Source organism: Microbacterium enclense (genome assembly GCF_001456955.1).
In the GTDB taxonomy this organism is placed as follows: Bacteria; Actinomycetota; Actinomycetes; order Actinomycetales; family Microbacteriaceae; genus Microbacterium; species Microbacterium enclense.
This window is the reverse complement of sequence record NZ_KQ758470.1, coordinates 21,914-33,884: the sequence shown is the minus strand read 5'-3', so window position 1 is coordinate 33,884 and position 11,971 is coordinate 21,914. Positions and strand designations below refer to the sequence as shown.

The following is an 11,971-nucleotide window of genomic DNA, read 5'->3' as shown; positions in this document are numbered from 1 at the left end:
GAACGGCACGGACCTCGCATCAGCCGCTGTTGGCGCTCGCGCGCCCATGGGGTCCGAAGGTAGGCCCTGTAGAATCAGGGTGATGTCACGTGCAAATGAACAGGCCGCGCTCCGTTTGGAGCGTCTCGCCGCGACCCCCCTCACTCCGGTGGGGGCAATCACCGGCCGTGGAGCGTGGTGGGGTGCGGTTCGCGCCATCTTCTCGCACCGGGAAATGCTGAACCTGCTGGTGCGGCGCGACCTGAAGGCACGTTACAAAGACTCCACGCTCGGATTCTTCTGGTCGTTGATCCGGCCCCTCATCCAGCTCGCCGTGTACTTCGTCGTGATGGGGCAGTTCCTCCAGGCGGCACGGAGTATCCCCGATTTCGCCGTCTACATCTTCGCCGGTCTGTGCGCGATCGGGCTCTTCACGGAGATCGTCGTCGGGGGCACGGGTTCCGTCCTCGCGAATGCCGGGCTCGTGAAGAAGGTCTACCTGCCACGAGAGGTCTTCCCTCTCGCGAGCGTGGGATCAGCGCTGTTCAATTTCGGCATCCAGCTTCTGGTCCTCATCGCAGCGACACTGCTGGTCGCGAAGCCTCCCTTCCATCCTCAGCTGGCCTATGCGATCCCGGCGGTCGCTCTCATCGTCGTGTACGGCACAGCGTTCGGCCTGCTCTTCAGCGCTGTGAACGTGTACCTTCGCGACGTGCAGTACCTGGTCGAGGTGATCACGATGCTGCTGTTCTGGGCGAGCCCGATCGTCTACTCGTGGCAGATGGCGAAAACGCTCATCCCTTCTCAGGCGGTCCTCGACATCTACACGAACAACCCGCTCACCCTTGCGGTTCTCGGTTTCCAGCGTGCCTTCTGGGTCGCCGGCGACTCTGCCGAGTGGCCTTCGGACCTGCTCCTGCGCATGGGAATCGCATTCGCCATCGGTGCAGTCCTTCTTCTGATCTGCCACCGCCTCTTCATCCGCCTGCAGGGCAACTTCGCCCAGGAGCTGTGACGTCATGCACCCTTCCCCCTCGGCCCCTGCGGATGACGTCATCCGCCCGGAAGTCGCCCGCATACGAGACGTATCGAAGAAGTTCACCATCCGCAAGGACTCGTCGATCAAGGAAAGGGTCGTCACGCTCGGACGCGCCGGACGCCGACACAAGAAGGAATTCTGGGCGCTGCGGAACGTCGACCTCGACATCTACGCCGGTGAGACCATCGGCCTGATCGGCCACAACGGGTCGGGGAAGAGCACCCTCCTGAAGGTGATCGGCGGCATCGTCGATCCGACGTCCGGCACCGTCGAGGAACGCGGCCGCCTCGCGGCGCTCCTGGAACTGGGCGCCGGCTTCCACCCCGACCTGACAGGCCGCGAGAACGTCTTCCTCAATGCCTCGGTGCTCGGCCTCAGCCGAGAAGAGACCGAAGCGCAGTTCGACGACATCGTCGCATTCGCGGCCATCGGCGACTTCATCGACACCCAGGTGAAGTTTTACTCGTCGGGTATGTACGTGCGACTCGCATTCGCGGTGGCCGTCCACACGGACCCTGACGTGCTCCTCGTCGACGAGGTGCTGGCGGTGGGTGACGAGGCGTTCCAGCGTAAGTGCATGGATCGCATCCGCGACTTCCAGAAGGAAGGTCGCACGATCATCCTGGTGACGCACTCCCTCGATCAGGTTGTCGAGCTCTGCAGCCGTGCGGTGCTCCTGCATCACGGCGAGGTCATCTTCGACGGAAAGCCCTCGACGGCGGTCGCGCGGTTCCGCGACCTGCTCGAAGAGCGTCGTGTGGCTGAGCGTGACGCGAAGGAGCCGACGGCCGTACGCCCTCAAGGATCCGTCGGTGAGGTGACCGCGACGGTCATTGGCCGTGCTGTCGGTGAAGCGCTGCAGCCCGGAGACAACCTTGAGGTTCGATTGACCCTCGCCTCTCAGCGTCTGGACGCGTGGGGGTGCCGGATCCAGATCGACGACCACATGGGTCACAAAATGTTCGTGACGGGGACGGATTGGCTCAAGACCCCCGTGAAGCCGATCGTCGGGCAGACGGAGGTGTCGTTCGTCTTGAAGGACCCGCCGCTCGCCGGCGGGAAATACTTTGTCAACGCCACACTCATCGATGGCAACGGGAACGATCTGCACAACATCATGCAGGCGACATCCTTCAACGTCGAGTTCGACTCGCGGGCGACGGGGTACCTCCGCATCGACGTCGAAGGCTCCGCCACCGGCGCACGCTGACGCCCCCCGGTTCGTCGCCGAGGGGTGCCGAGAGAAGAACGATCAGGCGCGTCCGTCGAAAAGCGACGTGGCCATGAGGCCGCGGATGCGCGTCGCGTCACCCCAGATGCCGGGCGAGTCATACGGGCGGTCGGGGAAAGCGCCGTACTGCAGGGTGATGTCGAGACCGTTCTCGTCGATGAAGCGCTCGACCCGGCTCGCGAGCGACTCCGGTCGACCGGTCGCGACGTTGATGACGCCCGTGACCCCGTCAGAGACAGCGGCGACAGCGATCTGCCGCCCGAGTTCCGAAACGTCGATGAAGTCGTAGAGCGTCTTCCCGGTGGTGAATGGGAACACCTTCTCACCGCGGTCGGCCGCTTCGAGGAGCTTGGCAAAGATCGAGCTGTTTCGACGGTCGTCGCCGAGGATGTAGTAGGCCCGAAGCCACGCGAAAGCGGCGCGGTCTGCGATCGACAGCATTGCGGACCGTCGGAGCGCGTCCTTCGCGATGCCGTATAGCGTCACCGGATTGGTGGGTGTCTCCGCTGTCACGGCCCCCTCCCAGTATCCGATCTCGTGCATTGAGCCGAGCGCCGCGATGCGTGCGATGCCGGCCTTCGGGAGGGAGGTAAGGAATCGGTAGTGGTCGGACAGCCGCTCCAGGTGAGACGCAGCGTTGTGGACGAACCCGTCCTGCCATGCCAGGTGGACGACCGCTGCAATTCGGTCGGGAGCCGCTACGGATGTGATGTCGAAAGTGGGTTCGAGAACGTCGGCTTCGACCACCCGTGTCAAGCTGTCGAAATCGCCCGGTCGATGCCGTCGTACCAGAGCGATCGGCTCGTACCCCAAGGCGGCGACTGCGCTCGTCACGTGGCGGCCGACGTAGCCTCCGGCACCTGTAATGACGACGGTTCTTTCCACGAGGACCTCCTAAGCCCAGTTTCGAGCAGCACCGACGAGAACGAGCCCCAAGGTGATCAGCAGCAGCAGGGACAACGGCACGAATCGCGTCCGCCGCAGAAGCCCGGGCCCGCCTCCTCCTGGCGCGACCGCGTCGACACCCCGCACGCGAGCGAGCCAGCGAGGCATCCAGTTCTTTAAGTCGAGAGCGGGCTTCTCGATCATCATGTAGCTCAAGTAGGCGTAGAGATGGACCAGCACGATCACACACACTAAGTACCACAGACCACCGGAGTAAGCGGGCAGTCCGTATTCGGCGAGCAGGAACATGACGGGCCATCCCGCGATGTAGATGCCGTAAGAGAGGTCGGCGTGCCGATCCCATCCGGCCAATCCCTTCACCCGGGTTCCGAACCAGATGAGGCCGTAGGCGAAGGCGTACTGCCCGAAAAGGAACCACCCGCCCCTCCACCAGCACAGCCCCGCGACGACGAGCATTGCGATGCCCAATCGGTCGTCGAGAGGCACCTTCTCGATGAACAGCTGCACGATGGTGCCGAAGGCGAAGGGCGCAGCGAGCTGAAGGACCTGCGGATTGGAAAGCGTCTGGATCGCCCCGGCGAGATCTCCGATGTGCAGCGCCTGGAAGGTACTCAGCATGAGCACGGCCGCCGCGACGGCGGCCCCCACGACGCGCCCGCTGAGCGCGCCGACCACCCCGAGAGCGAGCACGCCCAGGTAGCAGGCGAACTCGTACATCAGGGTCCATGCCGACCCGTTCCAGCTGTTGTAGCCCACCTGAACGGCATGGGTCTGTGCGCCCGTGCCTGCGATCGCCCACTGGTTGAGCACCAGCGTGAAGTTGTTCCAGACGTAGTCCCAGGGCGAGTCGAACGGGTACGACAGATACCCCCGGATCGTGCCTTCGGCATGGATCCATGCAAGCGGCGCCAGGAGGAATGCGGTCACGACGAGAATCAGGAACCACGCCGGGAAGATTCGGACGACCCGGTGCCATAGGTACCGGAACGGCGACCTCGACCGCACCATGCTTCGCGTGATCAACATTCCGGATAGGAAGAAGAACCCGGTGACGGCGACACCGCCGAGCGATGTCTCTGCACCCCATTGCGCCCCGACATCCACGGCGCCGAAGATGCCGGCCACTGGCCCCGCATGGGAGAAGATGACCATGAAGGCCATCAGCCAGCGGAGGAAGCCGATGGAGTTGTTGCGCGGGTCGAATGCGTCGCCGAGACTACGCACTCCGTTCACACGCCAACGGGGTAGCCGAACTCCGCGGCGCCGTCCCAGGTCGCGTCCGGGATGTTCGTGTAGACGGGGTCCGCCCCGGCGAAGAACTCGCGAATCGCGCCGAGGACGTCCGGACCGTCGGTGTCGATCTCGACCGTGAAGCCGCACCAGTGAGCTGTGCACATCTCGTACGCCTGCGATCGGATGGCGACCATGACGACGCTGGGGTCCTGGTCGACCCAGTCCACGGTGGGGTCGATGAGGCCGTAGCCGCCCTTGGCGGCCGCCGCTGCGACGAGGGCGGCCACGGCGTCGATCTGTGCCCCCTCGAGCACCCCAGAGCGCAGGAACGCGTCTACGGCCCACCGGAACATGGGTGAACGGTGGTTGACGATGTGCTGGTTGCTCCAGTCCGCCACTTCGCTCTGAGAGACGACACCCGCTGCGAGGGTGGAACCACGTCCCGCGTGGTAGACGAAGGACCCCTGCGCGAGCAGGTGGCGGTACCCGGCGCTCGTCGCCCGGGCGGACCAGTCGGACTCCTCGCCGTACCCGCGGCCGAAGACGGGATCCATGAGTCCCACCGTCGGCAGGACCGACGTGGGGACGATCATTGCGAACGAGATACCGGCGGGGATGTCGAGCGACTCCAGTCCGAAGCGCTGTTCGAGCGCCTCGCCGATCATGTCGGTGACCTCAGCGGACTCGACGAAGAGCTCGGTCCCGTTCGGAAGCGAGTAAGGGTCCACATTGGTGGACCAGGCGGTCGCGGATGCCGCCGTGGGAGCACTCGCGATGACGTCGAGAAGGACGCGCACCGAGTTGCGTGCATAGATCACATCGGAGTTGGAGATGATCACGTAGTCGTACCCGAGACGCTGTGCCGTCGCCAGGCCGAGATTCACGTTGCGCGGGATACCGAGGTTGCGGGGGGAGCGGTAGAACACCGCTCCGAATTCGCGCGCAAGATCTTCGAGGAACGCACTGAAGCCGGGCTCGGGGCTGCAGTCGTCGAGCACGAGGACATCGAGGTCGAAACCATCTCGGTCGACGCGAGCGATGGACTCGAAGGTGCGTCGGGCGAAGTCGCGTCCATTGTAGAACGTGACGGCGAGAAGAATGCGGGGGCGGGCCGAGGTCACTGCCCCATCATCCTCCGAGCGCGACGTGCGACGACATACAGCGCGTGATTCTTACGGAAGACGTGCTCCATCTTCCGACGGGGGTCGAGCATCTGCTTCAACGAGACGATCTCGATCTGCAACTTCGCGATCTGATCCTCCCGCTCGAGCAAGCTTCGCGTGAGCTCGATGACCCGGCGGTTCGCGACCTCCGCGTCCTGCAGCGCGCGCTCCAGCGATACGGATGCCACCGTGTCCTGCGTCAGCTCATTGTTTGGCCCCACCGCCAACACCTCTCTCGTTTGCCAGCCCGACGGCACCGCACAGGGACCAGGCCTCACTCTCCGGCATGCTGCCGCACAGGACAGGACCAGTGTGTTCGGACGGGCAGCCGAACACCGGCACGATGAGCGGATCGACGCGCCGACGGATCAGCCGGCGGAGAAGGCCCACATCGGACCACAGGTTACCATCCGGCGTCCTGCGCATCCCGCGCCGCCACCTCGCCATCAGCGCGCACCGCCGACGGAGATGGTCCCTTTTTCGAACCGCTGCGAGACGGTCGCATTGGTCGTCGAGGCCTTCTGCAGCGGCAACCCGTAGCGACCCGATGCTCCGCCGGAGTCGACCCACCGGGCGTAGACGGGGGGCATGACGTCGATCGCTCCCACGGATGGCCGCCAGATGATGGTTCCCTTTTCGAACGGCGTCTCGCAATAGTTCCCGAAGCACGCCTCGGCGCGGATCGGCAGTCCCAGAGCGCCGGACGGTCCGCCGGACGCCATCCACACGTCGCGGTACGCACCCCAGACCGGGATGACCCCAGCCGACGGTGAGCCAGAAAGCGTGCCTCCTTCGAATGCTTGGTAGCACGTCTGAGGGATGCAGACCATTTCGGCGATGGGTGCCCCCAACCTGCCCTGACCGGCGCCGTTCGCCTGCCACGGAGCGACGAACCACCCGGAGACAACGATGGCACCGTGAGCCGGCGTCCAGACGATGACGCCCTTCTCGAAGGGCTGGGAACAGTCATGCCCGTTGCAGGTTTCACCCGCCGTAGGAAGACCCAGCTGCCCGGAGGCACCCCCTGTCCGGATCCAGACGTCGTTGTACTCGCCCGTGACGGGCACGATCGCACCCTTCGGTGTCGAGGTGAGGACACCACCCTGGAACTGCTGCGAACAGACGGCGCCCGTACAGGACGAGGCCGAACGCGGTGCTCCCAGCGGCCCGGACCCCCCGCCCGACTGACGCCACGGCGCGAGGAACCGCCCGGTCACCGGCACCATGCCATACGTGGGCGTCCACGCGATCGTTCCGGTTTCAAACGACTGGGTGCAGTTGCGCCCGTTGCAGATCTCCGCGGTGGTCGGCAGCCCGAACGTGCCCGTCGGCCCACCTGAAGCCATCCAGAAGTCGCGGTAGGCCCCGTAGACCGGAAGTACCCCGCCGAAAGGTGTACCCGAGAGCGTGCCCCCCGCGAACGGCTGATAACACGTCCGCGGGATACACACCATGTCCGACGAAGGTCTTCCCAGACGACCCTTCTCGAAGTTCTCGGCCTTCCAGGCACCGAAGAACCACTGCATGGTGATGAAGGTCCCCTGCGCGGAGGTATCGATTCTGGCCGTTTCGAATTCCTGGTTGCAGAAGCCGCCGCCGCACACCTGCGGTGCGACCGGACCACCGACCGCGGCCGGGCCGCCCACGCCGAGGTATTTCGTGGCGATCGGCTCCGGGACCACCTCGGCGTGGTCGCGTCCGGAGGCGATGAGGCCGCCGGCGAACCGTTGCGTACACCCGGCCGGTACGCAATCCGCATTCGCGGAGGGGAATCCGAGGCTCCCGGAACTCCCGCCGGCGGCCGTCCAGGCGGTGAAGATGGGCTCTGTCACCGCGGTCGCGGTGCCCCCGGAGAAGAGCGCTCCATGCGCGAACGTCTGTGCGCATCGGCTGCCCGTACAGACCTCGGGTCCGCGAGCGCCACCCAGCTTGATGCCGCCGGACGCCGTCCATGCGGATTCGACGCTCCGACCGACGAGGTTCCCTCCCACGCGATCGGCGGCGAGGAGACCGCCGTCGAAGGACTGCACGCAGGTCAGATCGCCTTCGCACACCGGGGCTCCTGTGGGCATTCCGACCACGCCGTCGATGAAGCCCAGGTTCCGCCACATCGACTCGATGATGGTGGGGACTCCGAAGACTCCTCGTCCGGGGAACCAGAAGATGGTTCCGTTGCGGAACGACTGCTGGCACCACCGGCCGAAGCATTGCTCGGCCGAGGTGGGCGGGCCCAGCAGGCCGCCGGATCCACCCAGGGATGCCCAGACGCGGGCGTACTCCCCTTTCACGGGGTCCGCCGTCGGGTCGCCGAACCAATCCGTGAACAGGCGCCAGAAGTTGCGGTTCCCGTACGCCGAGCAGAAGTCCCCCGTGCCGTACAGATTGTTCAGCGCAGCCTGATTCGGCGTGTAGGGCGTGTAGATGTACAGCGCTCGCGTGGCGTCGTTCGTGATGTTGACGCGTTTGGTGCCGCACACACGGTCGTTGTCGGGCGGTGTGGCCTGGTACAGGATGTTGTTCCAGCCGAGCTGGTACGCGTACCAGCGGGGGTTCTTCAGATAAATCTGGAACTGACGGGCCGCGCCGTAGACCTGGTAGAAGAAGCCGGCGTACTGCGGATCGCACGCGGCGCCATCCGGACAGCCCTGCCCGAGCGCGGCCGAGTACTGCCGCGGAGTGGGCGAGGTGTCGGTGACCAGGCCCTGCTCTTTCTGCAGCATGACCAGCAGGACCTTCGGGCTGATCCCGCACGCCAACGACACCTCGGCGATCATGCGCGAGGCGCTCATCGTGCCGCCGGGGTACGCGCCACAGTACGTGTCAGCCGCAAGTACCGGGGTGGACTGCGCCGTGTAGTCCTTGAGGCACGGCATCCCGTTCGTGCCCCGACACGAGGTCACCTTACCGTTCAGGAAAGCCTGGATCTCTTCGGCGTTCATGGAGGCGGCATTCAGGAAGTTGCCGTCCGTGATGAGGAATCCGTCCTGGAAGTTCCGTGCGTCCGCGGCGGTGGCGGCTGTTCCGACCGGAGGCGCGAGCACCGGCAGGAGACCGACGACCATCGCGATGATGGCGATGACGACGGCCGGGAGGGAGGACCGCGGACGAATCATCTCGGCTGTTCGACCGTGACCGGCGCGGACGATAGGAGATCGTCGCCGTCCCGATACGACAGGACCAGCTGCCAACTTCCCGTCGGTGCGGGGATGTCGATGAGGCCGCAGTTGATGGCGGCCGGTGTCGACTGTGCCTCTACCTCCCCGGTGAGCACCTGCCCGCTCGATGATGTCGCGGTCAGCGTGCACCGTCCATCGGTCTGCTGCGCGCCCGTGACGAGTCCCGATGCCGACAGGATGCGTCCATCGCCGTGCCAGTTCACGATCGTGACGGAGGCCGAGCCCGTCACCGTGGGAACCGGGTTCGGTATCGGCTCACCGGTGGGCGTCGGAGCGACCTCCGGTACGTCGGACTGCGTCGGCGCGGGTGTCGGCGTCGCGCTGGCGGAGACCGATGTCTCCGTCGCCACGGGCGACGCAGCCCCGCCGCCGGGCGTCGCGCAGCCGCTCACGACAACCGCGAGAATGAGCACGGATGCCGCGGAAAAGCTCCGTCGTCGACGGCTGCTCATCGTCGACCACCCTGACCTTGGGGGATTCATTTCTCCAGTATCAACAGTTCGTCGATACACGCGGTGGCGACACGGTGCACTGACTTTGTATTCGCCCTGCTCGACCTATCGATTCATTCACGGGAGCGATTCGCACGCACGCCCGTCGTCGTCCTGATCGAGTCGTGCGACATCGCCGTACTGGGGAAAGTACCGGTCGAACCATTCCTGCGCCTGCGCCTGGGTCGCGAAGTCCGAGCAGTTCTTGGAGTCACCCGGGTTTCCGACGGCCGGAGGCGTCGTGGACGGAGGAGGCGTCACGGGCGCGTGGGCCTTCGTCCATTCCTCAGCCTCCTGGCCGAGCAGCATCCGTACACCCGATCCCGGTTGCCATACGAGCAGCCCGTTCTGGAAGGGGACCTGGCAGTACGTCCCGTGGCAGGCCTCCGCGCCGGTGATGAGCCCCAGCGGGCCATCGGGACCGCCGTTGGCGAGCCAGGTACTGACGTACGCGGTCGACAACGCGACCACGCCGTTCGTCGACGACGTGAGCGTTCCCCCTTCGAAGACCTGGTAGCACGCGGACGCCTGACACTGCATGGCATCCATCGGCAACCCGAGGGATCCGCGCGCACCTCCACGCGCCTCCCACGCCGGGTAGAACCACGCTTCCGCGACCGGGAACACCCCCTTGGACGGCACCCAGATCAGTACTCCTCCGGTGAAGGGAGCCTCGCAGTAATCACCGAAGCAGGATTCGCCGCCGCTCACCAGACCCAGATCGCCGTCGGGTCCGCCCCAGGCCAGCCAGGTCGAGACGTAGGCGGTGGACAGGCTCACGATCCCGCTCCCGTCCGAGGTCAGAACGCCCCCCGTGAACTCCTGCCAACATGACGACGACTGACACTGCATCGTCGAGGTCGGCGAACCGATGGACCCTGTCACATCGCCGAGCCGGTGCCATTCGTCCTGGAACCAGGGGTCCACGGCGATGGGCTCGACTCCGATGTCCGGAATCCATCGGATGACCCCGCCGTCGAACGGCGTCACGCAATAGCTCCCGAAGCAGGATTCGCCGCCCGCGACCAGCCCGAGGTAACCGTCCGGCCCCCCTTCTTTCAGCCACGTGGAGACGTACGCCGTCGACAGGCTCACGATCTCGGTACCGTCCGAGGTCAACACACCGCCGACGAACTCCTGCCAGCACGATGTGGACTGGCACACCATGTCCGCGACGGGATCGCCGAGTGGACCGTCCGCACCGCCCAGCTCCTCGTACTTGTCGCGGAACCACGGGTGCACCGTCAACGGCGCCGCAGTGTCGACGTCTGACACGACGCCGTCGCCTTCGTCCGATCCCGCGACGTCACCTGCGCCGGATTCGCCCTCGTCGGACTCGAGGCCAGCGCTCGCGACCCCGCCGCCTCCGGCGTCCGACGTGGGGTTCGAGACGACCGGCGAGGTGGTCGGTGACGGCTCGGTCGCGGTGGCGGCGGACGCGGGCGTCCCCCCGAACACCGAGAGGGCGATGGCGATGACCAGAACCGGGGCGACGCGCGCCGAACGCAGAAGGACCTGAGGGTGCATGCGCTCACGGTATCGGAAGCGTGTCCGACCGATCGCGACGCCTGATACCGTCTTTGCCGTGACGATCGGCGTTCGGGAGATGGTGGCAGAACGCGAAGGTCGATCCTGGACCCTCTTCCTCGACCGCGACGGGGTCATCAACACACGCATCATGGGCGGCTACGTCCGCACGTGGGACGAGTTCCACTTCGAGCCCGGTGTGCTCGATGCCCTGAGGATGCTCGCCCGGTGGGCACCGCGCATCGTCGTCGTCACCAATCAGCAGGGGGTCGGCAAAGGTCTGATGAGCGAAGCGGACCTCAATGCCGTCCACACGCGCATGCGCGAGGAGGTGTCGGCGGCCGGCGGGCGCATCGATGCCATCCAGTTCTGCCCGCATCTCGACGCGCAAGGGTGCGAGTGCCGCAAACCGTCACCGGGAATGGCGACTTCCTACCTCGCCGCGAATCCCGACCTGGATGGCACGCTGTCGGTCATGATCGGCGACACGGACTCCGACGTGGAGATGGGTCGGCGTCTCGCGCGACGCACCGGTGGGGGCGCGACGGTTCGCGTGTCCCCCACCGCGGATCCCGCGGCCGATCTCACCTCGCCGAGCCTGGCGGCATTCGCCGCCGACGTGAGGCTAGCGCTCGGCATCACTCCGCCGAGTAGCCGAAGTCGTCCTCGATCGCCTGCATGAGCGAGTGGATGACGACGAGCTCGGATTCCTGCACGCGATCGGCCCACCGGCTGGCGCCGAGTTCGATGACGACGTCGGCCAGCGCACCGAGGGGCGACGACGCCGTCGCGGACGACGCGACGACGAGGCCGCCCGCGGTCTTCATCGCCTCGGCCGCGCGCAGGACGTTCGGCGACTTCCCACTCGTCGACAGGGCGAGAAGCACGTCACCCGGTCGAGCGAAGGCCTCGACGAACTTCGAGAAGACGAACTCGTAGCCGTAGTCGTTGGCGACGCAGGTGAGGTGCGACGGATCCGAGATGGCCATCGCTCGCAGAGGGGGACGGTTCCCTCGGAAACGTCCCGTCAGCTCTTCCGCGAAGTGCTGGGCGTTCGTCATCGATCCACCGTTGCCGCACGCCAGGAGCGTGCCGCCGGCCCGCAGCGAGGTCGTCATGATCTCAGCCGCGCGGTCGAACGCCGAACCGAATGCCGCATCGTCGGCCAGCGCCGACATGCGATGCGCGTTCTCACGGAGGTTGTCCTGCAGGATGCCCATGGGTTC

At 65.9% G+C, this 11,971-nt stretch carries 11 protein-coding genes; 3 read left to right on the top strand and 8 right to left on the bottom strand.

Going from position 1 to position 11,971, the window contains the following annotated elements; all coding sequences use genetic code 11:
- Positions 1-82 precede the first annotated feature (82 nt).
- Together AS029_RS08080 and AS029_RS08075 are read left to right on the top strand one after the other, a co-directional pair.
- Positions 83-994, top strand: a complete 912-nt coding sequence (locus AS029_RS08080) for an ABC transporter permease (protein ID WP_058232094.1) — start codon at positions 83-85, stop codon at positions 992-994.
- A gap of 4 nt (positions 995-998) precedes the next feature.
- Complete coding sequence (locus tag AS029_RS08075) at positions 999-2,228, top strand: ABC transporter ATP-binding protein (protein ID WP_058232093.1); 1,230 nt, start codon at positions 999-1,001, stop codon at positions 2,226-2,228.
- A 42-nt stretch (positions 2,229-2,270) separates the two neighbouring features.
- Here AS029_RS08075 and AS029_RS08070 read toward each other — a convergent pair whose 3' ends face one another.
- The 7 genes from AS029_RS08070 to AS029_RS17780 all read right to left on the bottom strand — a co-directional run bounded on the left by AS029_RS08070 (position 2,271) and on the right by AS029_RS17780 (position 10,745).
- Positions 2,271-3,134: an NAD-dependent epimerase/dehydratase family protein gene (locus AS029_RS08070; protein WP_058232092.1), complete on the bottom strand. Its 864-nt coding sequence runs from the start codon at positions 3,132-3,134 to the stop codon at positions 2,271-2,273.
- Between the two features lie 9 nt (positions 3,135-3,143).
- Positions 3,144-4,388, bottom strand: coding sequence for an acyltransferase family protein (locus tag AS029_RS08065; protein ID WP_058232091.1), 1,245 nt, complete (start codon positions 4,386-4,388; stop codon positions 3,144-3,146).
- Complete coding sequence (locus AS029_RS08060; RefSeq protein ID WP_058232090.1) at positions 4,385-5,509, bottom strand: glycosyltransferase family 2 protein; 1,125 nt, start codon at positions 5,507-5,509, stop codon at positions 4,385-4,387. Before AS029_RS08060 ends, AS029_RS08065 begins: the two co-directional genes overlap by 4 nt.
- Entirely contained in the window at positions 5,506-5,772 is a 267-nt protein-coding gene (locus AS029_RS08055) for a hypothetical protein (RefSeq protein ID WP_058232089.1), read from the bottom strand. Before AS029_RS08055 ends, AS029_RS08060 begins: the two co-directional genes overlap by 4 nt.
- Positions 5,773-5,997: 225 nt before the next feature.
- Positions 5,998-8,664: an LGFP repeat-containing protein gene (locus tag AS029_RS08050; RefSeq protein ID WP_058232088.1), complete on the bottom strand. Its 2,667-nt coding sequence runs from the start codon at positions 8,662-8,664 to the stop codon at positions 5,998-6,000.
- A complete protein-coding gene (locus tag AS029_RS08045) occupies positions 8,661-9,179 on the bottom strand; it encodes a hypothetical protein (protein ID WP_139168067.1) in 519 nt (172 codons plus the stop codon). Before AS029_RS08045 ends, AS029_RS08050 begins: the two co-directional genes overlap by 4 nt.
- 117 nt (positions 9,180-9,296) lie before the next feature.
- A complete protein-coding gene (locus tag AS029_RS17780; protein WP_058232086.1) occupies positions 9,297-10,745 on the bottom strand; it encodes an LGFP repeat-containing protein in 1,449 nt (482 codons plus the stop codon).
- A gap of 58 nt (positions 10,746-10,803) precedes the next feature.
- Between AS029_RS17780 and AS029_RS08035 the strand changes: the two genes are divergently transcribed.
- A complete protein-coding gene (locus AS029_RS08035) occupies positions 10,804-11,427 on the top strand; it encodes a D-glycero-alpha-D-manno-heptose-1,7-bisphosphate 7-phosphatase (protein WP_167345249.1) in 624 nt (207 codons plus the stop codon).
- Here the strand turns inward: AS029_RS08035 and AS029_RS08030 are convergent.
- Positions 11,384-11,965: a D-sedoheptulose-7-phosphate isomerase gene (locus AS029_RS08030; protein ID WP_058232084.1), complete on the bottom strand. Its 582-nt coding sequence runs from the start codon at positions 11,963-11,965 to the stop codon at positions 11,384-11,386. The two genes, AS029_RS08035 and AS029_RS08030, sit on opposite strands and share 44 nt — an antisense overlap.
- Positions 11,966-11,971 lie beyond the last annotated feature (6 nt).

Coding starts and splice junctions, on each gene's coding strand:
- AS029_RS08080 (WP_058232094.1), top strand. CDS start 83: ATGTCACGTGCAAATGAACAGGCCGCGCTCCGTTTGGAGCGTCTCGCC.
- AS029_RS08075 (WP_058232093.1), top strand. CDS start 999: ATGCACCCTTCCCCCTCGGCCCCTGCGGATGACGTCATCCGCCCGGAA.
- AS029_RS08050 (WP_058232088.1), bottom strand. CDS start 8,664: ATGATTCGTCCGCGGTCCTCCCTCCCGGCCGTCGTCATCGCCATCATC.
- AS029_RS08045 (WP_139168067.1), bottom strand. CDS start 9,179: ATGAGCAGCCGTCGACGACGGAGCTTTTCCGCGGCATCCGTGCTCATT.
- AS029_RS17780 (WP_058232086.1), bottom strand. CDS start 10,745: ATGCACCCTCAGGTCCTTCTGCGTTCGGCGCGCGTCGCCCCGGTTCTG.
- AS029_RS08030 (WP_058232084.1), bottom strand. CDS start 11,965: ATGGGCATCCTGCAGGACAACCTCCGTGAGAACGCGCATCGCATGTCG.